We start from the raw sequence: 24781 nt of genomic DNA, 5'->3' as shown, positions 1-24781 counted from the left end.
GTGGCACGGCGAGTCGGGCGAACCGGGACACCTCGCTGGAGGTCCGGACGAGAATCGGATCACCCGCGCCTGTCGAAACGGCGTCGTCCCGTTCGTCTAGGAGATGAACCCCCACCACGCGAAAGGACGATCATGAAGCAATACCTGCTGTGCGTCTACCAGCCCGACGGACCGGCGCCCGCGAACATCGACGCCATCCTCGACGAACTGTCCGCGCTGAACGAGGAGATGCGGGCGGCAGGCGCCTGGGTGTTCGCGGTCGGCCTGCACGAGGCGAGCACCGCGACCGTCGTACGAGCGAAGGAGGGCGAGGTACTGATCACCGACGGCCCCTTCGCCGAGGGCACCGAACATATCGGCGGCTTCACCGTCATCCAGGCCGCCGACCTGGACGAGGCCCTGGACTGGGCGGGCCGGCTGGCCGCGGTGCTCAATCTGCCGATCGAGGTGCGGCCGGTGGCGAGCGGCTAGATGGACATCGAGGCGGTTTTCGCCGAGCACTACGGGCGCGCGGTCGCGTCGCTGATCCGCGTCTTCGGCGACATCGGCGTCGCCGAGGACGCGGTGCAGGAAGCGTTCGCCGCCGCGGTGGTGCGCTGGCCCGTCGACGGTGTGCCGCCGAGCCCGGCGGGCTGGATCATCACCACGGCCCGCAACCGCGCGATCGACCGGCTCCGCCGCGAGGCGACCCGGGCCGACCGGCACGCCGAAGCCGCTCTGCTGCACGCGGACCCGGCCGGACCCACCGACGGATTCCCCGACGATCGGCTACGCCTGATCTTCACCTGCTGTCATCCGGCGCTGGCTCCCACCGCCCGGGTCGCGTTGACGTTGCGGCTGCTCGGCGGACTCACCACCGCCGAGGTCGCGCGCGTGTTCCTGGTCTCGGAATCGACGATGGCGCAACGGCTCGTCCGCGCCAAGGGCAAGATCCGCGACGCCCGCATCCCCTACCGGGTGCCCGCCGACGCCGAACTGCCCGCGCGGCTCCCCGCCGTGCTCGCCGTGGTGTATCTCGTGTTCACCGAAGGTTATTCGGCGACCGCGGGCCCCGATCTGATCCGCGCCGACCTGTGCGCCGAAGCGATCCGGCTCGCTCGACTGCTCACCGATCTCCTGCCCGGCGAGCCGGAAATCATGGGCTTGCTCGCGCTCCTGCTGTTCACCGAAGCCCGCCGGGCCGCGCGCACCGACGGTGGGCGCCTGATCCCGCTGCCCGACCAGGACCGCACCCGCTGGGACGGTGATCTCATCGCCGAGGCGCGGGCCCTGCTCCGAGAATGCCTGCGCCGCAATGCCCCAGGCCCCTACCAGCTCCAAGCCGCCATCAACGCCGTCCACACCGACGCCCCCACCGCGGCCACCACCGACTGGCCCCAGATCCTCACCCTCTACGACCACCTGTACACCCTCACCCCCACCCCCGTCGTCGCCCTGCACCGCACCGTCGCCCTCGCCGAAGTCCACGGCCCCACCGCAGCCCTGGCCGAACTCACCACCATCGACCTCCCCGACCACCACCTCTACCACGCTCTCCGCGCCGACCTCCTCCGTCGCGCAGGCCGCTTCGCCGAAGCCATCACCGCCTACGACACCGCGCTGGCCCTCACCCCCAACGACATCGAACGCGACTACCTCCGCCACCGACGAGATTCCCTGCGCGATGCCTGAGCGCGTCGTCGGCCCGGCTCGCCGGAATTCGGTGATCACCGGTGATCAGCCGCTCGATCGCGAGTACGGTGCGGGTTCATCGAACTCGTCTAGCTTCCACGGACCCCTTGCTCAGACCCTGCGAGAAGTAGGCCGGGACGAAGGTTTGGTGCTGCTCGGGCCAAGGATGTGCCGCTGATTCTTCGGCGTCGCGGAGTTCAGGTACCGGCGGAGGCGGCCGAGTGAGTCTCCGCGTGCCGCGATCAGCAGGTGTTCGACTGAGAAGCCGGGTCCGGGGCGTCAGCGTAGGTCGGCGAGGTCCAGGCCGAGGGTTTCGGTCAGGCCGGCTTCTCCGGCGGGGGTGACGCGGACGGCGCGGCCGGTGCCGGACGGGGCGATCCAGCCGAGGGTCAGGAGGCGGCGGCGCAGGAGGACCGCGGCGGGGCCGCTCAGGTGGGTGCGGCGTTCGGTCCAGTCCAGGCAGGGGCGGGTGAGGGGACGGCGGGCGCGGGTGAGGGTGGGCTCGTCGATGCCGAGGGTTTCGGTCAGCCAGGTGATGCCCTCGGGGGTCAGGGTGAGGGCGCTGTCCGGGTCGAGGAGGCCTCGGTGGGTCATGGCGTCGGTGATGGTGACGCCGAGGCGACCGGCCAGGTGGTTGTAGCAGGTTCGGCCGCGGGCCAGCGCCGCGTCGGCGGTCGCGGCGCGCAGGTTCCTCGGCGGGGTGGGGGTCGGATCGAGTTCCGCCAGCAGGGTTTCCAGGAGTTGGGCGATCGCGGGGCTCGCCAGTTCGACATAGCGGTGCCTGCCCTGTTTGCGTTCGGTGATCAAACCCGCGGTACTCAGGCGGTCCAGGTGGGCCGTGGCGGTAGAGGGCGCGACGCCGGTCAGGCGGGCCAGTTCGCCCGCGGTCCAGGCGCGGCCGTCGAGCAGGGCCAGGCACATGTGGGCTCTGGTCCGGTCAGCGAGGACGGCGGCCCAGTCGGCGAGGGCGGCGGCGCGGGCGGGCATCTCCCCATCATGCGGCGGGGATTGTTCGGCGGCCACCGAAATGTCGCGGGCCTAGCGTCGAGGGCGTGATCAGCGATCCCGAGCTCGTCCGCGAACTTCTCCGCACCGCGCCGATGCCGCCGGTGCCCGCAGCGCCCAGTCCGGGCATCGCGTGGTTGCGGGCGCACGTCCCCCGGTTCTGCGACGGCCCCGTCCATCGGCGCCGCCGGGCAGCGGTGCAACGCGAGCTGGATCGACTCGATCCACTCGCCCTCCGCGCCGATGCCGCAGCCAGGGTCGGGCAGCCACTGGCCCATGTCCGCGTGCTGCTCGCCGCGATGGGGATCCCGGAGAGTGCGGTCACGGCGGTGTGCGCCGTCGCCGACGCCTATCAACCCCACCAACCGATCACCCCGGCGGCGGATGCGGCGGTGGGGGAACTCGTGGCGTTGTGCGCGGAGCCGGCGAATGCCTCCCCACACACCGGCACATCGCCGGCCGGAGCGCTGCATCAGCCGGTCCGTGCACACGTCGCCGCCCGCGCAGCGGTGGTCGACGACATGGCCTTTCCGGACCGGACAGCGAGTCCGGTGCACGCGGACCGAGGCCCGGGCGATGACGAAGAGTCCGGGAGCGAGCCCCCGACCGAGGACGAGCGAATTGCGGCACGGATCTGCATCCTGGTCCAAGCGTGCGCGGCCACCGGCGAATTGGTCGCGGCCGCCCGCGCGTCACACCTCGGCGCCCCGGCGGACCGGCCCGCGCTGATCATGGCCACCACACCGCCGCTGCGCGCCACCCGGCGTCTCGTCGACGGCGTGGTGACCGAACTAGATCTGCGGCACCCAGGCCTGGGCTTCGGCGCGGGACCGCACCGGTGCCCCGGGAGCGAACTCGCGGTCGCCCTCGCCGGCGGAATCCTCGCATCCGAAACCGCACGCCACCCGGCCGACCCGAGTCACTCCGCCGAGCCACACCATCCCGCCGACACACACGATTCGCTCAATGCAAGCCCGGGCAACACCTCGGTCGCCACAGGAAACGGCGGGGCGACGAAACACCGATCGCGAGGCCGAAACACGGTGTCTTCGAATGCCTTCCATGCCCTCCACCGCGATGGGCGCCCCCTCGTTCTCCCCAATGCCTGGGACTTCACCTCCGGTGCTCTGCTCGTGGATGCGGGATTCCCGGCGATCGCCACCACCAGTCTCGGGGTAGCCGCGGCCGCGGGCCTGCCCGATGGAAAGGCCGCGTCGGCGGACGAAACCTTCGCCCTCGCCGCACGATTGACGCGGTTGCCGGTCCTGGTGAGTGTCGATATCGAAGCCGGGTTCGCCGAGGATCCCGCGGAGGTGGCCGACTATGTCGCCCGGCTGGCCGACCTCGGTGTCGCCGGAATCAATATCGAGGACGGGCGCGACAACACCCGGCTGGCCGCGCCGCACCAGCACGCCGACCTCATCACCATCATCAAGGACCGGACACCACACCTGTTCGTCAACGCCCGGGTCGACACGTACTGGTTCGGCATCGACGAGGACTCGACGGCCCATCGGGCACGGCTGTATGCGGCGGCGGGCGCCGACGGATTGTTCGTTCCGGGTGCCACCGACCCGACCACGCTGCGCACGCTCGTCGCCGCGACGACCCTCCCGCTGAACACGTTGTACGCACCGGCCGGCCCCGATATCGATACCCTCGGGGCACTGGGTGTCCGCCGGATCAGCACCGGGTCGGCCCTGTACCGGGCCGCCCTCGGCGCAGCGGTCGGGCTGGCCCGCACGGTCAGGGGCGACCTCAGTGAACCGTCGACCCCACCCGATTACCGACGCATCCAGGCCCTGCTCGCGGCGGCGAACACCGACTAGCGCGGTCAGTGTTTGCGGACCACCTGTTCGCCCGCGCCGGGCTTCCACACGGTGATGTCGAGGTGGTCGTCGTCGACCTCGACGGTGGAGGCTCCGGTGAGGTCGGCGACGAAGAAGTGGTCGAACTTCTCGCCGCGGATGTCGAAACCGCTGTCGTCGAACAGTTTTTGGGCGAAGCGGGCGTGCACGGATTCGTCGGTGATGTCGGTGACCGTGCCGAACAGTTTGGCGTCACCGTCGGTGACCTTGGTGTCGACGGTGGCGGTGTGCAGACAGAAGCGCGGGTCGCGGGCGAGGTCGTCGAACTTCCTGGTGTGGGGCATGCCGGCCAGCACCAGCATGCCCTCGAAGATGGTCGGCTCGATCGGGCTGATCCGGGGCGACCCGTCGGCGCGCACGGTGCCGAGCATGCACAGATTGCCGGTCGCCTGGTGCCTGCGCAGGAACAGGGCGGAGATTCGCGGTGCTTCCTCGGTGAACTGGCTCCATGTGGTCATAGTCGAACAGTACGACGCAACCTTGACATCCTGTGTCAAGGTTTGCGGCTAGTGTCGAGAACATGCGAGCGAGCAGGTTGGTGCAGCTACTGCTCCTGTTGCAGGCCAAGGGCGGGGCGACCGCGACCGAGCTGGCGCGGGAGCTGGAGGTGTCGGTGCGCACCGTGTACCGCGATGTCGAGGCGCTCTCGGCGGCCGGGGTGCCGGTGTACAGCGAGCCGGGCCGCGGCGGCGGAGTGCGGCTGGTCGACGGATACCGGACCCGGCTCACCGGCCTCACCTCCGACGAGGCCGACGCCGTCCTGCTGGCCGGACTGCCCGGCGCCGCCGCCGACCTCGGTCTCGGCACCGTGCTGGCCACCGCCCAGCTCAAGATGCTGGCCGCGCTGCCGCCCGAACTGCGCGGTCGCGCCACCCGCATCGCCGAGCGCGTCCACATCGACATGCCCGGCTGGTTCCACCGCCCGGACGACACCTCCGCGCTGGCGGACGTCGCGGACGCGCTGTGGCACGACCGCCGCCTGGCGATCAGCTACCGGCGCCGCGACAAGATCGTCGAGCGCACGGTCGATCCGCTCGGCCTGGTCATGAAGGCGGGCACCTGGTACCTGGTCGCCCGCGAGGACACCGACATCCGCTCCTACCGGGCGAGCCGCATCGTCTCGGCCACGCCTACCCGCGAATCCTTCACCCGCCCTGCGGATTTCGATCTCACCGCGCACTGGGCGGCGGCGGCGGACGAGTTCGCCCGCTCCATCCTGCGCGTTCATGCGCGGTGCCGCGTCTCGGCCGACCATCTGAGCCTGCTGCGCCTGATGAACGACGCAGCCGCAGTCCGCGACGCACTGGCGTCGGCGAGCCCGCCGGACGACACCGGCTGGGTCGACATCACCATTCCCGGCGAGTCCTACGACATCCTCGCCCACGCCCTCCTCCCCCTCGGCGAACACCTCGAAGTCCTCGCCCCACCCGAACTCCGCACCGCGCTGGCCACCACGGCGGCCGCCATGCACGCGCGCTACCAAGCATCGATCTGAGACCCTCGTCGCCCCCGCATCGGCCACCGAATCGCGCTGACGCGAAGCACCCGAGCAAAGAAGGAGCGTGCGCGCGACGACATGGCGCGTCGCCCGCCGAGACCGAGCGCAGTCGACGCCCCACTGTCCACGTAGCGCCGTCCGAACTCGATCGGCCGACGGCCGTGCGGCCGATCACGGGTGGTCGGGCCGGTCAGCACGTCCAGTCGAGAATCTCGCCCATCGCCCGCAGCGAAACGGAGGCGGGCGTGAGCCGCAACGCGGTGTCTCGCAGCGCGACCACAGGCGCCGCCGAGAGCTGGGCGACGGTGCCGATGCGGGCGGAGCGGGCGGCGATCATCCGGGTCCGGGGGCGGCGCTCCCGGTCGTAGCGGGTCAGGCCGTCGGGTTCGCCGGCCAGACGGGCCAGCACCACCGCGTCCTCGAGTGCCTGGCAGCCGCCTTGGCCGAGGTTCGGCGTCATCGCGTGGGCCGCGTCGCCGATCAGGGCGATGCGACCCGCGGTGAATGCCGGGAGTGCGGGGATGTCGTAGATGTCGTTGTGCAGCACCGTGTCCGCGTCGGCGGCGGCCAGCAGCGCGGGGATCGGGTGATGCCAGTCGGCGAAGCGGGCACGAACCTCGGCAAAGGTGCCCGGCGCGTGTTCGGGCGCGTTGTAGACGGCGAAGCAGTAGACGCGACCGTCGGCGAGCGGAGCCATCCCGAACCGCGCTCCGCGACCCCAGGTCTCACCGAACTCGGTCAGCCGCTCCGGCAGGTCGACCACGGCGCGCCAGGCGGTGTACCCGGCGTACCGGGCCCGCACCTCACCACAGACCGCGTGCCGGACCACGCTGTGGATACCGTCCGCGCCGACGACCAGATCCGCGCGCGACACCCCCGCGGAGTGGACCACCGTTCCGCCGGGCTCGGCCGCCGACACCGAGACGCCCGTCCGCACGGCGTCCCCGGGCAGCGCGTCGCGCAGGATGTCGAGCAGTGCGGCGCGGTGGATCATCACCGGAGCGCCGAAACGCTCGCGCAGGGTCGCCGCGTCGGTGCGCGAGAGCCGGCGGCCCCGCGCATCGCGAATTCCGGCCGAGACGTCCCCGATCGCCTGCGCCCGCACGACCGACCCGATGCCGAGCGCGTCGAGCGCGCGCAAAGCGTTGGACCACAACGAGATTCCCGAGCCGACCTCGGCGATCTCCGGCGCGCGTTCCAGCACCTCCACCGACCAGCCCCGCCGCGTCAACGCCAGCGCGGTGGCCAGTCCCCCGATTCCACCCCCGACGACGATTGCCGTGGACATCGCCTTCTCCCCTCGTTGCAGGTACCGGATCACCGTACTACCGCCGTAGTGACTTCGACTACCGATGTAGTGTTCATCACTACGGGTGTAGTCTCTCCGGGTGGCCACGAAACGCGAACAGATACTCGACGCCGCGATCGAGGTGCTGGGCACCCGGGGGCCGCGAGCACTCACCCACCGCGCGGCCGACGAAGCGGCGGGCGTCCCCAGCGGATCGGCGTCGAACTACTTCCGCACCCGCGAAGCGCTGCTGGTCGGGGTCGCCGAACGGCTCGAGGAACGCGACCGCACCGACTGGACGACGCTGAACCGCCTGCTCGGCCCCGCCACGATCGAGCACCTCGTCGAGGGCCTCGCCCTGTTCATCCTGCACGCCACCGGCCCCGATCGGACCCGCACCCTGGCCAGGTTCGCACTGTTCGGCGAGGCGCAGACGATGCCCGCACTGCACGCATCACTGCAGCGCGGGCATCACCGGCTCCGGGAATGGGCGATCGAGATGGCGGCGCAGGTCGGGATCGACCCCGGGGACACGTCGATCCTGGTCGACTATCTCGACGGAGTCGTCGTGCACCGGCTCGGCGGCGCGGGAACCGAGACCGATCCCCGCGCCGCGCTGCGCCGACTGGTCGGCGCCCTGACCGTCAGCTGACGACGGCGAACAGCACCGCCGCCACCGCGAAACTCACCACCGAGAGGATGGTCTCGAGGACGGTCCAGGTCTGCAACGTCTGCTTCACGGTCATGTTGAAGTACTTCGAGATGATCCAGAAGCCGCCGTCGTTGACGTGGCTGGCGATGATCGAGCCCGCCGCGATCGCCATGGCGATCAACGCGATCGACATCTGCGAGTAGCCCTGCTCGGTCACCAGGGGCGCGACGATGCCACCGGTGGTGACGATCGCGACCGTCGCCGACCCCTGGGCGATCCGCAGACCGCAGCTGATCAGGTAGGACAGCACGATCACCGGCAACCCGGCCGCGGACATGGTGTCGGCGAGCGCGGTGCCGATACCGGTGGCGGAGATGACCTTGCCGAAGAAGGCGCCCGCGCCGACCACCAGCAGCACCATGCCCACCGGCTTGAGCGATTCGGCGGTGATGGTGCTCAGTTCCTGCACGGTCGAGCCGCGCCGGATACCGAGCAGATAGAACGCCACCAGCACGGTGATGAGCAGCGCGACCGCCGGCGTGCCGAAGAAGGTGAGGACCTGCAGCAGCGCCGAATCCTTGTCCAGCAGTTGGTAACCGAAGGTGGCGCCGAGGATCAGTACCAGCGGGATCGCGATGATCGACCCGATCAGGGCGACCGAGGGCGGCGACTTGGTCAGCACGGCCGTGCCGCCGGGTCCGCCGACGGAATCGGCGCCGATGGCACCGTCGGCACCGTCGCCGGTGCCCGCGCCGGGCGGCTCGAGCGGCAGGAACTCGGCGGGCACGTCGACCTGCACGCGCTTTCCGATCCAGGTGCCCCACACGATGCCGGCGGCGAGGAAACCCGGGATGCCACAGACGAATCCCATCACGATCAGCCAGCCCAGACTCACCCCGAGCAGACCGCCCAGCGCGACCGGACCGGGGTGCGGCGGCAGAAAGGCGTGCGTCATCGACAGACCGGCCAGCATCGGCATGGCGTAGAGCACCAGCGAGCGCCCGCCACGCTTGGCCGCGACGTAGACCAGCGGCGCGAGCACGAAGATGCCGATGTCGAAGAAGACGGGGATGCCGAAGATGAGGCCGAGCAAACCCATCGCGACGGGAGCGCCCTTCTCGCCGAAGGTCTTCAGCAGCTTGTCGGTGAGCACGTCGGCGCCACCGGATCGTTCGAGGATCGCGCCGAGCACGGTGCCCAGACCGATGATGACGGCGATGTGCCCGAGGATGCCGCCGAAGCCGGTTTCCAGCAGTGACTCACCGGCTTTCAGCGGTGTGCCGACGATCTGGGAAACCGGGAGTCCGGCGGCCAGTGCCAGCAACAGACCGGTCAGCAGCAGCGCGACGAACGGCTCCAGTTTGACCTTGATGATGGCGATGAGTAGCACGGCGATCGCGAGACCGCACAGCACCAGCAACCCGGGGGTGGTGGTGCGCAACCAGTCGACAGTGGCGCCCATGGGGATACCTCTCAATCAAGCGAATGGACGAAGCGAGCGGCCTTGGAGCCGATGTGGGACCAGCGCGAACTCGCGACGTCCAGCGGGGCGACCACTTCGGTGCCCGCGGTGACGGCGATCGCTCCCGCCCGCAGGAAATCGCGGGCGTTGTGGGAGTTGACGCCACCGGAGGGGATCAGGAACACGTGCGGGAACGGACCGAGCAGATCCTTCAGATAGGCGGGGCCGAGCGCGCGTGCCGGGAAGATCTTGACCGCGGCCGCACCCATCTCGACGGCCGCGAGCACCTCCGACGGGGTGAACGCACCCATCACGACCGGAATGCCGTGCGCGATGGCGACCTCGGCCACCTCGGGGCGCAGCGCGGGCGTCACCAGGAACTTCGCCCCCACCTCGATCGCGGCCTCGGCCTGATCGCGGGTGGTCACGGTGCCGACGCCGATCACGGCGGCGCTCACCGCCGAGGCCTTGCGCACGGCGTCGAGCACACCGAGGGTGGTGAAGGTGAGCTCGACCGCGCGGATGCCCGCACCGGCCAGGGCTTCGGCGAGCGCGACCGGGTCGGGGATGGCCGGTGCGCGCACCACGGTGAGCGCGCGGTCGGCGCGGATCACCGCCAGCGCTTCGGACGACGAGCTCTGCAGCGGGTTCATCGGGTCTCCTCTCGGGTGGCGTCCATCCGCAGCGCGCGACCGGCACGCACTCCGGTCGCGCTGCCGTTCTCCAGCGCGAATTCGCCGTTGACCAGCACATGCTGGATGCCACGTGCCTGTTGTCGGGGATGGTCGAAGGTCGCCGTGTCGTGGATCGTCGCCGGGTCGAAGACGACCAGGTCGGCGGCGTGCCCGGGACGGATCAGCCCGCGTTCGGCCAGTCGCAGCCGGGCGGCGGGCCTGCCGGTGAGGTGGTGCACACACTCCTCCAGCCCGAGCACGCCGAGCTCGCGGACATAGCGGGACAGGTAGCGCGGGAAGGTACCCCAGGCGCGCGGGTGCGGCCGGGCGCCGACGAGCAGGCCGTCGCTGCCGCCCATGTGGCCCGCGTCGACCATGATCGCGCGCACGTTCTCCTCGTGGCCGACGTGCTGCAGGATCGTGGTCGCCAGCTGGTCGCGGCGCAACAGATCGAAGAAGACCTCGACCGGCGCCCGGTTCTCGTCGGCGGCGATCCGGTCGACGGTGCGTCCGACGTAGGCCGACAGCGCGTCGTCGCCGACGCCGCTGATCTGGATGGTCTCCCATTCGACGGTGACGCCGTGGCATCCGTCGGACCCGTGGACGTTCACGTCCGCGGTGATCCTCGCGCGTTCGGCGGGGTCGTCGAGCCGGGCCAGCGCGGCATCCGGCCCGCCCGACATCGCCCAGCTCGGCAGCAGCGCCGACAGCGTGGTCGAGCCGGGCAGGTAGGGATAGGTGTCGAGGGTGACGTCGCAGCCGTCGGCCCGGGCCCGGGCGACCAGCGCGAGGAATTCCGGTGCGCGGCCGCGGTTCACGCCGAAGTTCATCGTGGCGTGGGTCAGGTGCAGCGCGCAGCCGGTGGCCTTCGCCAGTCCCATCATCTCCGCGTAGGCCTCCAGCGCGCCGGCGCCGTAGGAGCGGGTGTGCGGGGCGTAGAAGCCGCCGTAGGAGGCGACGACCGCGCACAGCGCGGCGAGTTCGCCGGTGTCGGCGTACATGCCGGGGGTGTAGGTGAGCCCGCTGGACATGCCGACCGCGCCCTCGTCGAGGCTCTGGGCCAGCAGCGCGCACATCCGGTCGATCTCGGCGGTGGTGGCCGGACGCCGGTCGCTGCCGACGACGAGCAGGCGCAGCGTGCCCTGCGGCACCAGGTAGGCGGCATTGGGCGTGATGCCCTGATCGAGCCGGTCCAGGTACTCCCCGACCGTGCGCCAGGAGAAATCGAAGTCGGCTGGGTTGCCGTTCCACCCGGCGATCTGCTTGCGCACCACCGCGAGCGCGGCGTCGTCGATCGGGGCGTAGGACAGGCCGTCCTGGCCGATCACCTCGGTGGTGACGCCCTGGGTGATCTTCGGGAAGTGCTCGGGGTGGGTCAGCAGGTAGAGGTCCGAATGCGCGTGCATGTCGATGAATCCGGGGCTCAGCACCGAGCCAGGCCGCACCGCGATCACTCGCGCGGTGGTGGCATCGATCGATCCCGGCGCCGCCACCTCGGCGATGCGCCCGGCCCGGACCAGGACGTCGCCGCGGCGGTGCGGGTCGCCGGTGCCGTCGACGATGTCGATGTCGCGAAACAGCAAGTCGGTCATGGTCATCGGTCAGAAAAAGGTACGGATCAGGTCGACCACACGCGGGCGCTGCGCCGCGGCGTCGTCGATCACCGGGATGAGCCGCCACTTGTCGAACGCCGTGCACGGATGCGACAGCCCGAGCCGCACGATGCTGCCGACCGGCAGATCGGCGGCATCGGCGCCGGGCAGGCACAGGAAGGTGTGCTGATCGTTGAGCGCGCTGACGTGCGCGCCCGCGGGCAGCGCCCCGCCGACCACCAGCTGCGGGACCGGCAGGCCCTCGTCGAAGGGGAAGTCGCGTTTGCCGCCGTCGAGCAGCGCCAGTTCCGGTTCCGGCCGGGAGACCACGCGGGCCCAGCCGTGCATCGCGGCCCGCAGGCCGGGGTCGACGGCGGGCGCGGCCAGCGGGGAGATGCCGGCGTAGAAGCCGTCGTCGTGGACGAGGTAGGCGCCGCTGCGCAGGACGACCGTGGTGGTCGCGTCGGCCAGTCCGGCCAGTTCCTCGACGACGAGTTCGGGATAGGCGCTGCCACCCGCGGTCACGATCGCCGGGCCGGGGTAGGCCCCGGCGGCGACGAGTTCGGTGTGCAGGGCGGCCAGTTCGCCGAGATAGCCGCGCACGGCGGCGATGCCCGCACTGCTGCGATCGTGGGCCAGCGCGCCCTCGTATCCCCCGACGCCGGCGAGCGCGAGCCGGTCACTGGCCCGCAGCGCGGCCGCGACGGCGTGCGCTTCGGCACGTGACCGCGCGCCGGTGCGCCCGTGCGGGCCGCCGAGTTCGACCAGCACCCGGACCCGCGGGCTGGGCGGGGTGTCGCGCAGGAGCTTGTCCATCAGTTCGACGGTGGCGACACTGTCGGCCCAGCAGTAGAACTCGAACCCGGCATCGCGCGCGGATTCGGCGGCGACCCAGGTCAGGGCGGCCGGATCGACGAGCGCGTTGGCCAGCATGATCCTCCCGACCCCGAACGAGCGCGCGAGCTGAGCCTGCCAGCCGGTGGCCAGCGTGATCGCCCAGGACCCCGCTGTGAGCTGGGCGCGCCAGAGCTGGGGCGCCATCGTGGTCTTGCCGTGCGGCGCCAGGGCGACGCCCGCGGCCGCGGTCCAGCGCGCCATCAGCGCGATGTTGTCCGCCAGCAGACCGCGGTCGAGGGTGAGCAGTGGCGTTTCCCAACGATCCAGTTCCGGTGCGTCCGCGAGGTATTCGCGCACGGTCCGGCCCCAGGCCGCGGGCGGCACGCTCTTGTCGCGCGGGCCGATCGCCTCGTCGGCGAGCGCGTCCACGACGGCGTTGTCGATCGTCACAGCATCCCTTTCCGTCGATCGCCCGCGGGTTTCCCGGCCGGTCGGTCATATCGGGTAGACATTGCATAATGCGCAACGCTGGTTGCACTGAATGTTTCCGCTCGTTATTGTGCATCCCAGAGGCAGTGACCGCAACCACGGAAGGGCAGAAAAGGTGACCCAGGCAACATCAGCGCCACCCAGGGCGGTCACCGTGGGCGAGGGGTTGGCCGTGCTCGTGGCCCGGCCCGGCCCGCTGGAGCAGTCCCCGTCTTTCGACCGGAGCGCCGGCGGCGCCGAGGCCAATGTGGCCACCGTGCTCACCCAACTCGGGGTCGCGGCGGCGTGGCTCTCGCGCGTGGGTGACGACGGCTTCGGCCGCTATCTGGTCGCGCAGCTGGCGGGCCAGGGGGTCGATGTCGGCGCGGTCGCCGTCGATCCGGGCCGGCCGACCGGCCTCTACGTCAAGGAGCGCGGCAGCGGGTCGGGCGCCACCCACGACCTGCCCGCCCACGCCAGCCGGATGCACTACTACCGCGCCGGGTCCGCCGCCAGCGCCCTGTCCCCCGCCGATCTCGCGACCCGGGCGGCGGCCGGCCTGCTCGACAGCACCGACCTGGTGCACTTCACCGGCATCACCCCGGCGCTGTCGGAGTCGGCGAACCAGTTGACCCGCACGTTGATCGCGCTGCCCCGGCGCGGGCGGCTGGTGAGCTTCGACCTGAATTACCGCCCGGCGCTGTGGGGTTCGCGGATCGCCGAGGCCGCCGACGAACTCGCCGCGCACGTCCGCGGCGCCGACGTGGCGCTGCTCGGCGCCGACGAGGCCGAGGAGATCTTCGGCACCGGCGATCCGGGCGCACTGCGCGCGCTGTTTCCCGAACCGGCCCAGCTGATCGTCAAGAACGACAAGCACACCGTCACCGGATTCGACGGCGACGCCGTCGTCGAGGTGCCCGCGCTGGCACTCGAGATCACCGAGAGAATCGGCGCCGGTGACGCTTTCGCCGGCGGCTACCTCGCCGCGCTCCTGCACGAGGCGGATCTGCGCACCCGGCTGCGCTACGGCCACCTGTGTGCCGCCGCCGCCCTCACCGCCACCGGTGACGCGGCGAAAATTCCTCCGGTACATGACATTCGGCGACTCGCGCAGCTGCCGGCGGCGGCGTGGGCCGGGCTGCGCTATCCGGACGCACTGGATGGGACGATCAGGCCATGAGTCAAAGCGTGTCGCGGGCCCTGTCCATTCTCATCGCCCTCGGCGAGGACTCACAGTCCCTCGACGAGCTGGCCGGGCGGCTCGGCGTGCACAAGTCCACGGTGCTGCGACTGCTCCAGACGATGCAGGCCGAGCGCTTCGTCGTGCGCGACAACGCCCACCGGTACTCGCTCGGCACCCGCATGTTCGAACTGGCCAGTCACGCGCTGGAGAACCGCGATGTCCGCACCGTGGCCCGGCCGCATCTGAGCGCGCTCGGCGCCGCCACCGGACAGACCGTCCACCTGGCCGCCTACGAATCCGGTGACGCCGTCTACATCGACAAGGTCGACGCCGAACAGGCCGTCCGGATGTACTCCCGGATCGGCCGACCCGCGCCGCTGCACTGCACGGCGGTCGGCAAGGTCCTGGTCGCGGCCCTGCCCCGGGCCGAGTGGCGCGCCGTCGCCGCGCGGCTGGACTACCACCCCTTCACCACCCGCACCCTGCGCACGCCCGAGCAGTATCTGGCCGAGCTGGAACTGGTCGCCGCGCAGGGCTATGCCGAGGACCACGAGGAACACGAGAGCTTCGTCAATTGCATCGGCGTGCCGGTGCGCGACGGAATCGGCGCGGTGGTGGCCGCCGTGTCGGTCTCGGTACCCGACGTGCTGCTCGACCACGATCAGGTGCTGGCGCTGTTGCCGCAGGTCAGGGCGACCGCCGACGCCATCTCCACCGAACTCGGCTGGGCCCCCCACCGAGACGTCACCGCGAGGAAAGGCTGAACTGCCATGGGTACCGACAAGTCCGAGAAGATCGCCGTGCGCACCGCCGACGCCCCCGCGCCCGCGCACACCTTCTCCCAGGGTGTCCGCAAGGGCCCGTTCGTGCAGGTCTCGGGCCAGGGACCCGTCGACCCGGAGACCAACGAGTACCTGCACCCCGGCGACGTCGCCGCCCAGACCACCCGCACGCTGATGAACGTCAAGGCCATCGTCGATGCCTCCGGCGCCACCTTCGACGACGTGGTGATGCTGCGCGTCTACCTCACCCGAAGGGAGGATTTCGCCGTCATGAACCAGGCGTATGGTGAATTCGTCACCAAGCACACGACCGGTGACGTGCTGCCGGCGCGGACCACCGTCTTCACCGGCTTGCCGCGGGCGGAGATGCTGGTCGAGATCGACGCCATCGCCGTCGTAACAGACTGAGCCACAGCGTTTCCGGTGATGTCTCCGACATCACGCAGCACCCCGTGTTGAGATGGGACGGCCCCTGCGGGGGCTGTTCCGCCCGTTCTACCCGAGGATCCGCCATGTTCGCCAAGATCGCCCGCCCGCTCGCTGTCGCCGCACTCGCCCTGTCCGTGATCACCGTCGGCGCTGGTACCGCCTCGGCCGCCGCCGCCGAGCCCGTCGTCGGCTCGGTCGCCGTCTGCGTCGGTATCCCGGTCGGCCCGGTCACCGTCACCGTCTGCCTCTAGCGGCTAGCCCGAGTTGCGCAAGGCGGTGGCCAGTCCGTTCATGGTGAGCAGGATGCCCCGCTTCACCAGTTCGGAATCGTCACCGCCGCGCAGCCTGCGCAACAGATCCACCTGGAGCTGATTGAGCGGTTCCAGGTAGGGGAAGCGATTGTGGATCGATTCCGCCAGTGACGGGTTGTCGCTGAGCAGTTCCTCGTGGCCGGTCACGGCCAGGTACATGCGGATGGTGCGGGCGTGCTCGTCGCGGATCATCCCGAAGATCTGCGCGCGCAGCGCCGGATCCTCGACCAGGTCGGCGTAGCGGGCGGCGATGTCGAGATCGCTCTTGGCCATCACCTGCGCCAGGTTCGACAGCACCGTCCGGAAGAACGGCCAGCGCCGGTAGAGATCGGTGAGCCGGGCCAGCCGCTGCGGGTCCTCGCCGACCCAGTCCGCGAGCGCGGTGCCCGTGCCGTACCAGCCCGGCAGCATGACGCGCGCCTGGCTCCAGGCCATCACCCACGGGATCGCGCGCAGATCGGCCACCGAGTTGGTGGGTTTGCGCGAGGCCGGGCGGCTGCCGATATTGAGGTCGCCGACCTCGGCGACCGGGGTGGACTGCCGGAAGTACTCGACGAAGCCCGGCGTGTCGTGCACCAGCCGCCCGTAGGCGGCGCGGGCCCGGGCCGCCAGATCGTCGAGCAGTTCGTAGGCAGGCTCGGCGTCCTCGCCGAGGCCCTCCACGTCCAGCAGGGTCGATTCCAGGGTGCCGGCGATCAGCGACTCCAGATTGCGGTGGGCCGCGCCCTGTTCGGAGTACTTCGCGGCGATCACCTCGCCCTGTTCGGTCAGCCGCAGCGAGCCCTGCACCGCGCCGGCGGGCTGGGCCAGGATGGCGTCGTAACTGCGGCCGCCACCTCGGCCGACGGTGCCGCCGCGACCGTGGAACAGCCGCAAGCGGATGCCCGACTTGCGCGCCACCTCCACCAGATCCAGCTCCGCCCGGTACAGCGCCCAGTTCGCGGCCAGGTAGCCGCCGTCCTTGTTCGAATCCGAGTACCCGAGCATCACCTCCTGCCGCATCCCCGCCGCGGCGACCAGCTCGCGATACACCGGAACGTCCAGCACCGCCGCCAACGTCGCCGCGCCCGCGCCCAGGTCCTCGATGGTCTCGAACAGCGGGACGATGCCGACCGGGCTGCTCGGTGTGCCCTCGGCGGTGCCCGGATCCAGGATGCCCGCTTCCTTGAGCAGCAGCGCCGCCTCGAGCATGTCGCTGACCGAGGTGCACATGCTGATGATGTAGTTCGGGATGGCGGCGGCGCCGAAGGTATCGATGACCTCTTTGCCCGCGCGCAGCACGCCCAGTTCCTTGGCGGCGAGCTCGCTCAGCTGCGCGTGCGGGCCGAGCAGCGGTCGGCGGGTGCGCAATTCGTTCGACAGCAGCTCCACGCGCTGCGCCTCGGACAGACTCGGGTAGTCGGCGTGCACGCCCGACCAGGCCAGCAGCTCGGTGACGACCTGCTCGTGCACCTCGGAGTTCTGCCGCAGGTCCAGGGCTTGCAGATGGAAGCCGAAGGTCTCGACGGCGTGGCGCAGCGCGGCGAGGCGGTCGTCGGCGAGCAGGGCGTCACCGCCGGCGCGCAGCGAGAGGTCGACCGCGTCGAGGTCGTCGAGGACCGCCTGCGGGGTGGCGTACGGCGGGGCACCCGCGGCCAGACCGTTGTCGGGCAGCGTGCCCAGCGCCAGCTCGGCGGTGGCACTGAGCCGGGCCCGGATCGCGTGCAGCGCACGGCGGTACGGCTCGTCGGCGAAGACGGCCGGGTCGGGGTAGCCGGCCTCGGCGAGCGCGGCGACCGCCGGGCTCACCTGGACCAGCCGGGCCGACAGCGACAGCGTCTTCTCCAGTTCGACCAGCTCGTCCAGGTACCGGCCGAAGGCGTAGGCGGCGGCCTGCTGGGCCGCGGTGTGCACGACTTCCGCTGTCACGAACGGGTTTCCGTCCCGGTCGCCGCCGATCCACGAGCCGGGGCGCAGGATCGGGCGGGGCAGCAGGTCGGCCTCGGGCCAGCGCGAGCGCAGCGCGGCACGCACCTGCGCGTTGATCGCCGGGATGACGTCGTAGAGGGTCAGGTCGTAGTAGCGCAGGCCGACCGAGATCTCGTCCTGGATTCGCAGGCGCGCCAGGCGGATCAGCGCCGTGCGCCACAGCGTGAGGACTTCGCGACGGATCCGCAGTTCGGAATCGTCGAAGCCGGGGTCGCCGGGTTCGAGCCTGCGCCGCAGCCGCATCAGTTCGGTGATCTTGGCCTGCACGTCGAAGACGGTGCGCCTGCGGGTCTCGGTCGGATGCGCGGTGATCACCGGGGAGACCAGCGCGTCGGTGAGCAGCTCGGCCACCGTCGTGCCGTCGAGCGCGGCCGCGTCGAGCTTGGCGTAGGTGGCCGCCAGCGAGGAGTCCTGCGGCGGCTCGCCCGCCGAGACGTGCGCGGCGCGGCGCCGGTCGCGCTGGATGTCCTCGGCGAGATTGGCCAGCAGCACGAAGTAGCTGAATGCCCGGATCAGCGGAATCGCGGTCTCGGTGGGCGTGCCGTCGAGCATGTCGGCGACCGCGCTGCGTTCGACCTCCTCGCGACGCACCCGGAACGCCTCGGTGCGCACCCGCTCGATCAGGTCGAACACCTCCGGCCCTTCGTGGTCGCGGATGGTGTCACCCAGGATGCCGCCGAGAAACCGGATGTCCTCGCGCAGCGGCCGGGTGGCTTCCTGCTCCTGCACGATTCGCGATTCGCCCATGGAAAGACAGTATTGCCGCCGTCGCCGTCTCGCGACCCGGCGACGCGCCCCGCCCGGCCACGACGCCCGTGGTGCTCGGCCGCGCCGAGCACCACGCGGCCTCGATCAGCCCTTCCGGCGACCGGTGAAGCGGATCTGGTTGCCCCAGGGGTCGACGAAGGCGCAGTCGCGGCCGTACTGCTGGTCGACCGGGGGCTGGGCGACGGTGCCGCCGAGGTCGCGGATCCGGGTGAAGGTGGCGTCGACGTCGTCGGTGGCGAAGATGATCGTCGACTGCATCCCGCCGTCGAGCCGGGCCCGAGCGGCGGCGCGGCGGGCCTCGTCGGGCGCCATCTGCGGAACCTCGAGGACGAATTCGATGGTGGGCTGGCCGACCGGACCCACCGACAGCCAGCGCGCGTCGTCGACGAACGGCATATCGGTGCGGACCTCGAGGCCGATCACGTCCTCATAGAACGTCTTGGCCTCGTCCTGGTCGCCGACCAGCAGCATGACGTGGGTGAGCGCGAGATCTTCTCCGTGGCGCATGGGTGTCTCCTTCGATGCCGGGATCGTGTGCGTGCGGTTCAGCGTATCCAGCACCCCTACAGCGACCGGATGACCCGCGCCGGATTGCCCGCCGCGAACACCCGGTCGGGCAGGTCCCGGGTGACCACGCTGCCCGCGCCGACCACGACGTCGTCACCGATGGTCACCCCGGGGCACACGATCACCCCGCCGCCGAACCACGCGTTGTCACCGATCCGGATCGGTGCCGCGGATTCCCAACGCTGCCTGCGTTTTTCGTGGTCGTCCATCGGGTGCAGGGCGGTCAGCAGCTGACAGCGCGGCCCGATCGAGCAGTCGTCGCCGATGACGATCGGCGCGCAGTCGAGCAGGATCGCGTCGTAGTTGAGGAAGCTGTTCGAGCCGATCTCGACGAGATAGCCGTAGTCGCACTGGAACCGGGGCATGATCCACGATCCCTCGCCCAGTTTGCCCAGCAGGTCACCCAGCAACCGGGTGCGGCGCTCGGTCTCGTCGGGTCCGGTCCGGTTGAACTCGTCGCACAGCCGCTGCGCCCGGTGCCGTTCGCCCACCAGCTCCGGATCGCTGTCCTTGTACCACTGCCCGCTCAGCATCCGTTGCTTCTGCTCGCCCATGGCGGCGAGTGTAGGTGCGGTCGGTGTCGTGCCATTGCCTGCCGGGAGCCGGATCGTTAGCGTTGATCAGCATGGTGTCGATGACGCATCTCGCGTCCTTCGCGGGGTTGGCCTTGCTGCTCGTCGTGGTTCCGGGGCCGAGTGTGCTGTTCACGATCAGCCGGGCCCTCACGGTCGGCAGGCGGGCGGCGATACTGACCGTGGTCGGCAATTCGGCCGGGGTGTACGTGCAGGTCGTAGCGGTCGCGGTCGGGCTCGGCGCGCTCGTGGCGACCTCGGTGGCGGTGTTCACGGCCGTCAAACTGGTCGGCGCGCTGTATCTGGTCTATCTGGGAATCCAGGCGATCCGGCACCGGAGCGACCTGGCCAGGGCGCTACAGCCCGGCCAGGCCGGGCCCGGCTATTCCACCGTCGCGGTGCTGCGTGACGGGTTCGTCGTCGGCTTCGCCAATCCGAAGACCATCGTCTTCCTGGCGGCGCTGCTGCCGCAGTTCGTCGATACCGCCCGCGGTGGCGTCCCGCAGCAGATGCTGGTGCTCGGCATCTGCATCCCGTTGTTCGGGCTGATCTTCGACACGCTGTGGGCGCTCGCGGCGGATTCCGTGCGCGGCTGGCTGGCCCGCACGCCGCGCCGGCTGGCCGCGGTCGGCGGCACCAGCGGGCTGATGATGATCGGACTCGGCACCTCGCTGGCCTTCACGGGGCGCAAGGACTGACCTCCGTGGATGCCGCGGCGTCGCCGCGAACGTAGGGTCGATGTCGTGACGACAGCGCGCACCCGACACAACTACACCGGTACCTCGGTCGCCGAGCGGCAGATCGAGCGCCGCGCGCTGTTCATCGAGGCGGGGCTGACCGTGTTCGCGGAGAAGTCGTACGCCAACAGTTCGCTGACCGACGTGTGCGCGGCGGCCGGACTGTCGCGGCGGCAGTTCTACGAGCAGTTCGCCGGACGCGAGGAACTCCTCGTCGCGGTCTACGACTCGGTGCAGGGCAAGGCCAGGGACGCGGTCGCCGCGGCGCTGGCCGCGGCCGACACCGACGACCTGCGCGCGCTCATCGACGCCGCCGTGCGCGCCTACACGAAGGCGATCACCGACGATATCCGCTGCGTCACCGTGGCTTTCGTGGAGATCGTCGGGGTGAGCCCCGCGATCGAGGCCCATCGCGCGCAGGTCCGCGACCAGTGGGGCGAGGTGGTCGCCGCGATCGCGCAGGGACGCGACGGGGTGCGGATACCGCCGGGTGGCTGGCGCGTCGCGATGGCCGCGTTCATCGGCGCCGTCAACGGCGCGGTGCATCAGTGGAGTCTGGACGACCCGCGCCCACCCGTGGACGAGCTCGTCGACGTGTTCTCCACGCTGCTCAATGCCTTGACCGCGGCCTAGTCACCCGACCGCTGATTGCGATCTACGCCACACCCGTGCCATAGTAGCCGTCATTGAGACGAAGGCGTCTCAATTCACGTGAGGACTGTGCACGATGAGATCTCCCTTCGCTCTGCGATGGATGGCCCTGGCCACGGGCGTGCTCGCGGCCGCTACGGTCGTGGTGGCCGGACCGGTCGCGGCCGAACCGGCCGCCGTGGCGCCCGCCCCGGTGATTCCGCTCCCGCCCGAACTGGATCCGGGCTTCTACCTGCCGCCCGCCGAGGTCGTGGCGGCCACGGCGCCGGGCGCGATCATCGCCGCCCGGCAGGTGCGCATCGCCGATTTCGGCGTGCTGCCGATCGACGTCGACGCCTGGCAGGTGTCCTACCGCTCCAACAACAGCCGCGACGAGGCGATCCCCGCGGTCGCCACCGTGATCAAGCCGCGCGGCCAGGCGCCGCAACCGCGCAAGCTGCTCTCGGTGCAGCTCGCCGAGGACTCGACCGCGGGCTACTGCGCGCCCTCCTATGCGCTGCAACATCTTTCGGTGGCCCCACTGGCGGGCCAGATCGTCGTGCCCGCCGAGTTCCTGTTCGCCCAGGCCGCGCTGGCGCAGGGCTGGGCCGTCGTCGTTCCCGACCACCAGGGCCCGAATTCGGCGTACGCGGCCGGACCACTGGCCGGGCGGATCACCCTCGACGGCATTCGCGCGGCGACCTCCTTCGCACCGCTCGAGGTGGGGCCGACCGCACCGGTCGGGCTCTACGGCTACTCCGGCGGCTCGATCGCGACCGGTCACGCCGCCGAACTGAAGGCCACCTACGCCCCCGAACTGAACATCGTGGGCGCGGCCGAGGGCGGGGTGGGCGCCGATCTGGGCGCCGCGCTGAGCATGGCGAACAACCAGCTCACCTCGGGCCTGGTCTTCGCCGCGGTCCTCGGCCTCACCCGCGAGTACCCGGACTTCGCCGCCTATCTCGAGCAGCGGCTCGATCCACTCGGCAGGGGCCTGTCCGCGATCAAGTCGCCGCTGTGCGTGCAGTACCAGTCGGCGCTGCTGCCGTTCCTCAACCTGACCGGCATGATCGGCTCCGACGGCAACCCGCTGGACGACCCGCCGGTCGCGACGATGCTCGAGGCCACCCGCATGGGCAAGTCCACCCCCGATATGCCGATGTTCCTGTGGCACTCCGCGTGGGACGAGATCCTGCCGCTGGGCGCGACCGACACCCTGGTCGACACGTACTGCCGGGACCCGAAGGCCTCGGTCACCTACACCCGCGACCACGCCAGCGAGCACATCGTCGCCGAGGTGGTCGGCGGCCCCGCAGCGCTGCTGTGGCTGCGCGAGCGACTCGAAGGCATCCCCGCCACCACCGGCTGTACCACCTCCGACGCGGGCACCATGGCCGCCACACCGGGCGCGCTCGACTTCCTCGGCGACACCCTCGCCGCGAAGTTCGCCACCCTCTTCGGCACGCCACTGGGCAGCCGCTGAACACCCGCCGGGGTGCGGCCGAGACCCGCACCCCGGCGAAATCTCTTGCGGCGAAGGGACCTTCGCCGACACTCCGCCCACCGACCAACTCGGCGATACATATTGACGTTCGATGTTGATTTGTATCATACTCGCCGAATTCGTCGCTCATGAGCAGGAGGTGCCCGGTGACCGACAACGCACGGGCCGCGCTGGAGATACTCCGCGATGCGGGTCAGTTCAAGTGGTATGTCATTCCGCTCTTGCTGATGGTCATCTACATCTACGCGGTCGAGGTCGAGCGCCGGAACTGGAACGTACTGTTCGCCGGGCTGGCGCTGTGGGGCATGGACTGGTTCAACGAGATCTGGAACTCGCTGGTCTTCCACCTCACCGACCGTGCGCCGGTCTGGGGCGCGAGCGGGCCGACGGCGTATCAGATCCTGATCGGGCTCAATATCGAGATCTGCTTCATGTTCGCGATCATGGGCGTCGCGGCAGCGAAGATGCTGCCGCCCAGGCAGACCCGGATCTTCGGGCTGCCGAACCGGCCGGTGCTCATCGCGGTGAACTCCGCCGCCGCGGTCGGCGTCGAGGTGCTGCTGAACAAGGCGGGTGTGCTCACCTGGGATTGGTCGTGGTGGCAGCCGGGCTTCCCGTTCCTCATCTGGATCATCGGCTACGTGCCGTTCTTCGCCGTCTGCTTCTCCGTGTACGACCTGCCCAACGTGCGGACCAAGGCGCTGGTGGTCGGCACCATCTTCGGCATCGACGCGATCGCCCTGATCGCCTTCGGCGCGGCGGGGTGGCTGTGAGGCGCGGGCGCGCCGTCCGGCGTGGTGTGCTGCTCGCGACGGCCGGACTGGTATTCGCCGGGGTGACGACCCCCTCGGCGACGGTCGCCGATCCGGGCTGTCTGCCGGTCGGCACGGTCGGCACACCGGAGGTGACGGTCGACGAATCCACCGCCGGCCTGGCCGATCTCGCCCCCGCGACGGTCGCCCTGCCCGAGCAGGTGCACCTGCGCTCGACCACCGAGTCGTTCAACCGGCGCTGGAGCTTCGCCACCCGCGACGGCAACGTCTACGTGAAAGAGGCCACAGCCCTGGGTGGCTGGCGCACCGTGGCGCTGCCGGGCTGCCTGGCGGGCACGATCGCCGGCGTCTCGGCCGACGACGACGAGGTGATGCTGATCGACCACGACGGCCGGTTCATCACCATGGATCACGCGCTCAGCGCGCCCAGGGACTGGAATTGGAGCAGCCGCTACGGCACGCCACTGTGGACCGGGCCGGGCAACACCCTGCCGCCGGGGACGCTGACCTGGTCGTGGTCGGTGTTGTCCCCCACCGAGGACCACGTCTGGACCGACACTGCGGGCAACGAGCATCCGGTCGGCGGGGCGAAGGTGTCGCACGTGTTCGCGCTGACCCACGGTGGTCAGCGGATCCAGTACGTCGATCCGTGGCTGCCGGTGGATCACAGCTACGAGATGGGCACGCCACTGGGCGGGCGCTTCCAGGCGGTGGCCCTGTCGACCAGCGCGTCGACCTCGCTTGTCGTCAACCGGTTCGGCGACTTCTACACGCGCCTCTACGATTTCGACATCTCCGGCGCGGACAAGGTGTTCTTCCGCTACTCCTACCAGGATCAGCGCGGGCTGCCCGAAGCGCCGGACATGCCGGCCGAACGTGTCGACAGCCGCTACGCCGCTATCCAGCTGCCCGCACCGGACTGGGTCGCCCAGCCGAAGGTGCCCGGCGAGATCACCGACCGCATCTCGGTGCACCGGACCGCGCCCGGGTCGGCCGCCCGCGAGCTGCGGGTCGAGGGGCGCGACGGCGGGCGCACCGGCTACTGGCGCAAGATGCTCAGCGATCCCGCGTGGAGCTTCGTGCCCACCGATCAGCCACTCGCCGGTGCGGCACTGCAGAACTCACGGGCGAATCGGTCCGGGGAGACACTGGGACCGCCGTCGCCGTACGACTATCAGGGCGCGTCCGCGCTGGGCTGGACCGCCCGGGTGCGCTCCTTCGACCAGGCCGTCTCCGCCACTCCCCTGCGCATCGACTTCGCCGACGGCACCGGGCTCGACCTCGTCCTGCATACCGTCGACGGGTTGCGTCAGACCCCGCAGCAGCCCGGCATCACCGGCCAACCGCGCGTCTTCGACGGCACCGTCGAGGTACCCCAGCGGCTGCTCGACACCCTCGACGCCCAGCCGGTCGCGGTGCGCGAGTTCGTCGGCAACGCCCTCGGCGGCCATCGCTTCACCGACACCTCGGTCGACGTCACCGACAGCCGATTCCACGTCGCGCTGTGGGACCTCACCCTGCATCGACGCTGATGTCGCGGCA

The 24781-nt window shown here is 70.6% G+C and carries 24 protein-coding genes; 14 read left to right on the top strand and 10 right to left on the bottom strand.

Annotated elements, in window-relative coordinates:
• Window positions 1-132 precede the first annotated feature (132 nt).
• The gene (locus tag Q7X29_RS12305; RefSeq protein ID WP_316574109.1) at window positions 133-471 is read left to right on the top strand and encodes a YciI family protein; all 339 of its coding nucleotides are present in this window, start codon (window positions 133-135) and stop codon (window positions 469-471) included.
• Complete coding sequence (locus Q7X29_RS12300; RefSeq protein ID WP_218718174.1) at window positions 472-1671, top strand: RNA polymerase sigma factor; 1200 nt, start codon at window positions 472-474, stop codon at window positions 1669-1671.
• A 279-nt stretch (window positions 1672-1950) separates the two neighbouring features.
• On the opposite strand, the gene Q7X29_RS12295 is transcribed toward Q7X29_RS12300, so the two are convergent.
• Window positions 1951-2658, bottom strand: coding sequence for an ArsR/SmtB family transcription factor (locus Q7X29_RS12295; protein WP_316574108.1), 708 nt, complete (start codon window positions 2656-2658; stop codon window positions 1951-1953).
• Window positions 2659-2723: 65 nt separating this feature from the next.
• On the opposite strand from Q7X29_RS12295, the gene Q7X29_RS12290 reads away from it, so the two are divergent.
• Window positions 2724-4505, top strand: coding sequence for an isocitrate lyase/PEP mutase family protein (locus Q7X29_RS12290; RefSeq protein ID WP_316574107.1), 1782 nt, complete (start codon window positions 2724-2726; stop codon window positions 4503-4505).
• 5 nt (window positions 4506-4510) lie between these two features.
• On the opposite strand, the gene Q7X29_RS12285 is transcribed toward Q7X29_RS12290, so the two are convergent.
• Window positions 4511-5002 (bottom strand): pyridoxamine 5'-phosphate oxidase family protein, encoded by a 492-nt coding sequence (locus Q7X29_RS12285; protein ID WP_218718176.1) that lies wholly within the window; start codon window positions 5000-5002, stop codon window positions 4511-4513.
• A 62-nt stretch (window positions 5003-5064) separates the two neighbouring features.
• On the opposite strand from Q7X29_RS12285, the gene Q7X29_RS12280 reads away from it, so the two are divergent.
• Window positions 5065-6039, top strand: a complete 975-nt coding sequence (locus Q7X29_RS12280) for a helix-turn-helix transcriptional regulator (protein WP_316574106.1) — start codon at window positions 5065-5067, stop codon at window positions 6037-6039.
• A 193-nt stretch (window positions 6040-6232) separates the two neighbouring features.
• Here the strand turns inward: Q7X29_RS12280 and Q7X29_RS12275 are convergent, their stop codons facing one another.
• Window positions 6233-7330, bottom strand: coding sequence for an FAD-dependent oxidoreductase (locus Q7X29_RS12275; protein ID WP_316574105.1), 1098 nt, complete (start codon window positions 7328-7330; stop codon window positions 6233-6235).
• Between the two features lie 100 nt (window positions 7331-7430).
• Here Q7X29_RS12275 and Q7X29_RS12270 point away from each other — a divergent pair, with 100 nt between their 5' ends.
• A complete protein-coding gene (locus Q7X29_RS12270) occupies window positions 7431-7982 on the top strand; it encodes a TetR/AcrR family transcriptional regulator (RefSeq protein WP_316574104.1) in 552 nt (183 codons plus the stop codon).
• Here Q7X29_RS12270 and Q7X29_RS12265 read toward each other — a convergent pair.
• Genes Q7X29_RS12265 through Q7X29_RS12250 form a run of 4 tightly spaced genes read right to left on the bottom strand, consistent with a single transcriptional unit; the run spans window position 7975 to window position 12997 of the window.
• Complete coding sequence (locus Q7X29_RS12265; protein ID WP_316574103.1) at window positions 7975-9444, bottom strand: GntP family permease; 1470 nt, start codon at window positions 9442-9444, stop codon at window positions 7975-7977. The two genes, Q7X29_RS12270 and Q7X29_RS12265, sit on opposite strands and share 8 nt — an antisense overlap.
• 11 nt (window positions 9445-9455) lie before the next feature.
• A complete protein-coding gene (locus Q7X29_RS12260) occupies window positions 9456-10097 on the bottom strand; it encodes a bifunctional 4-hydroxy-2-oxoglutarate aldolase/2-dehydro-3-deoxy-phosphogluconate aldolase (RefSeq protein WP_218718181.1) in 642 nt (213 codons plus the stop codon).
• Window positions 10094-11710 carry an N-acyl-D-amino-acid deacylase family protein gene (locus tag Q7X29_RS12255; protein WP_218718201.1) on the bottom strand — a complete coding sequence of 539 codons (1617 nt, stop codon included), beginning with the start codon at window positions 11708-11710 and terminating at the stop codon, window positions 10094-10096. The genes Q7X29_RS12260 and Q7X29_RS12255 overlap by 4 nt, the downstream gene beginning before the upstream one ends.
• A 9-nt stretch (window positions 11711-11719) precedes the next feature.
• Complete coding sequence (locus tag Q7X29_RS12250) at window positions 11720-12997, bottom strand: type III PLP-dependent enzyme domain-containing protein (protein ID WP_316574102.1); 1278 nt, start codon at window positions 12995-12997, stop codon at window positions 11720-11722.
• A gap of 193 nt (window positions 12998-13190) precedes the next feature.
• Here Q7X29_RS12250 and Q7X29_RS12245 point away from each other — a divergent pair, with 193 nt between their 5' ends.
• From Q7X29_RS12245 to Q7X29_RS12230, 4 genes are all read left to right on the top strand, one after another.
• Entirely contained in the window at window positions 13191-14195 is a 1005-nt protein-coding gene (locus tag Q7X29_RS12245) for a sugar kinase (protein ID WP_316574101.1), read from the top strand.
• Window positions 14192-14962 (top strand): IclR family transcriptional regulator, encoded by a 771-nt coding sequence (locus Q7X29_RS12240; protein WP_218718184.1) that lies wholly within the window; start codon window positions 14192-14194, stop codon window positions 14960-14962. Before Q7X29_RS12245 ends, Q7X29_RS12240 begins: the two co-directional genes overlap by 4 nt.
• A gap of 6 nt (window positions 14963-14968) precedes the next feature.
• Window positions 14969-15388, top strand: a complete 420-nt coding sequence (locus tag Q7X29_RS12235) for a RidA family protein (protein WP_218718185.1) — start codon at window positions 14969-14971, stop codon at window positions 15386-15388.
• 104 nt (window positions 15389-15492) lie between these two features.
• A complete protein-coding gene (locus tag Q7X29_RS12230; protein ID WP_218718186.1) occupies window positions 15493-15660 on the top strand; it encodes a hypothetical protein in 168 nt (55 codons plus the stop codon).
• 3 nt (window positions 15661-15663) lie between these two features.
• On the opposite strand, the gene ppc is transcribed toward Q7X29_RS12230, so the two are convergent.
• The 3 genes from ppc to Q7X29_RS12215 all read right to left on the bottom strand — a co-directional run bounded on the left by ppc (window position 15664) and on the right by Q7X29_RS12215 (window position 19577).
• On the bottom strand, window positions 15664-18435 hold the full coding sequence (gene ppc / locus Q7X29_RS12225) for a phosphoenolpyruvate carboxylase (protein ID WP_316574100.1): 2772 nt from the start codon (window positions 18433-18435) through the stop codon (window positions 15664-15666).
• Between the two features lie 105 nt (window positions 18436-18540).
• On the bottom strand, window positions 18541-18963 hold the full coding sequence (locus Q7X29_RS12220) for a VOC family protein (RefSeq protein WP_316574099.1): 423 nt from the start codon (window positions 18961-18963) through the stop codon (window positions 18541-18543).
• 56 nt (window positions 18964-19019) lie between these two features.
• Window positions 19020-19577 carry a sugar O-acetyltransferase gene (locus Q7X29_RS12215; RefSeq protein ID WP_316574098.1) on the bottom strand — a complete coding sequence of 186 codons (558 nt, stop codon included), beginning with the start codon at window positions 19575-19577 and terminating at the stop codon, window positions 19020-19022.
• Window positions 19578-19639: 62 nt separating this feature from the next.
• Here Q7X29_RS12215 and Q7X29_RS12210 point away from each other — a divergent pair, with 62 nt between their 5' ends.
• From Q7X29_RS12210 to Q7X29_RS12190, 5 genes are all read left to right on the top strand, one after another.
• Window positions 19640-20293, top strand: coding sequence for a LysE family translocator (locus tag Q7X29_RS12210; RefSeq protein ID WP_218718190.1), 654 nt, complete (start codon window positions 19640-19642; stop codon window positions 20291-20293).
• 45 nt (window positions 20294-20338) lie between these two features.
• Window positions 20339-20965, top strand: coding sequence for a TetR/AcrR family transcriptional regulator (locus Q7X29_RS12205; protein ID WP_218718191.1), 627 nt, complete (start codon window positions 20339-20341; stop codon window positions 20963-20965).
• Window positions 20966-21059: 94 nt separating this feature from the next.
• Window positions 21060-22445, top strand: a complete 1386-nt coding sequence (locus Q7X29_RS12200; RefSeq protein ID WP_394358682.1) for a lipase family protein — start codon at window positions 21060-21062, stop codon at window positions 22443-22445.
• Window positions 22446-22612: 167 nt separating this feature from the next.
• Window positions 22613-23239, top strand: coding sequence for a hypothetical protein (locus tag Q7X29_RS12195; protein WP_218718192.1), 627 nt, complete (start codon window positions 22613-22615; stop codon window positions 23237-23239).
• Window positions 23236-24771 (top strand): hypothetical protein, encoded by a 1536-nt coding sequence (locus tag Q7X29_RS12190; protein WP_316574097.1) that lies wholly within the window; start codon window positions 23236-23238, stop codon window positions 24769-24771. The genes Q7X29_RS12195 and Q7X29_RS12190 overlap by 4 nt, the downstream gene beginning before the upstream one ends.
• The last annotated feature ends 10 nt before the right edge of the window (window positions 24772-24781 follow it).

It is taken from the genome of Nocardia canadensis (assembly GCF_032656385.1).
Taxonomy (GTDB): domain Bacteria; phylum Actinomycetota; class Actinomycetes; order Mycobacteriales; family Mycobacteriaceae; genus Nocardia; species Nocardia canadensis.
Note: the sequence above shows the minus strand (reverse complement) of the source record. Positions and strands in the feature narration are given on the sequence as shown.

Excerpts from the sequence above, each read along its gene's own strand:
- Q7X29_RS12305 (WP_316574109.1), top strand. The coding sequence starts at position 133 with ATGAAGCAATACCTGCTGTGCGTCTACCAGCCCGACGGACCGGCGCCC.
- Q7X29_RS12300 (WP_218718174.1), top strand. The coding sequence starts at position 472 with ATGGACATCGAGGCGGTTTTCGCCGAGCACTACGGGCGCGCGGTCGCG.
- Q7X29_RS12295 (WP_316574108.1), bottom strand. The coding sequence starts at position 2,658 with ATGCCCGCCCGCGCCGCCGCCCTCGCCGACTGGGCCGCCGTCCTCGCT.
- Q7X29_RS12285 (WP_218718176.1), bottom strand. The coding sequence starts at position 5,002 with ATGACCACATGGAGCCAGTTCACCGAGGAAGCACCGCGAATCTCCGCC.
- Q7X29_RS12280 (WP_316574106.1), top strand. The coding sequence starts at position 5,065 with ATGCGAGCGAGCAGGTTGGTGCAGCTACTGCTCCTGTTGCAGGCCAAG.
- Q7X29_RS12275 (WP_316574105.1), bottom strand. The coding sequence starts at position 7,330 with ATGTCCACGGCAATCGTCGTCGGGGGTGGAATCGGGGGACTGGCCACC.
- Q7X29_RS12265 (WP_316574103.1), bottom strand. The coding sequence starts at position 9,444 with ATGGGCGCCACTGTCGACTGGTTGCGCACCACCACCCCCGGGTTGCTG.
- Q7X29_RS12260 (WP_218718181.1), bottom strand. The coding sequence starts at position 10,097 with ATGAACCCGCTGCAGAGCTCGTCGTCCGAAGCGCTGGCGGTGATCCGC.
- Q7X29_RS12255 (WP_218718201.1), bottom strand. The coding sequence starts at position 11,710 with ATGACCGACTTGCTGTTTCGCGACATCGACATCGTCGACGGCACCGGC.
- Q7X29_RS12240 (WP_218718184.1), top strand. The coding sequence starts at position 14,192 with ATGAGTCAAAGCGTGTCGCGGGCCCTGTCCATTCTCATCGCCCTCGGC.
- Q7X29_RS12235 (WP_218718185.1), top strand. The coding sequence starts at position 14,969 with ATGGGTACCGACAAGTCCGAGAAGATCGCCGTGCGCACCGCCGACGCC.
- Q7X29_RS12230 (WP_218718186.1), top strand. The coding sequence starts at position 15,493 with ATGTTCGCCAAGATCGCCCGCCCGCTCGCTGTCGCCGCACTCGCCCTG.
- ppc (WP_316574100.1), bottom strand. The coding sequence starts at position 18,435 with ATGGGCGAATCGCGAATCGTGCAGGAGCAGGAAGCCACCCGGCCGCTG.
- Q7X29_RS12220 (WP_316574099.1), bottom strand. The coding sequence starts at position 18,963 with ATGCGCCACGGAGAAGATCTCGCGCTCACCCACGTCATGCTGCTGGTC.
- Q7X29_RS12215 (WP_316574098.1), bottom strand. The coding sequence starts at position 19,577 with ATGGGCGAGCAGAAGCAACGGATGCTGAGCGGGCAGTGGTACAAGGAC.
- Q7X29_RS12200 (WP_394358682.1), top strand. The coding sequence starts at position 21,060 with ATGAGATCTCCCTTCGCTCTGCGATGGATGGCCCTGGCCACGGGCGTG.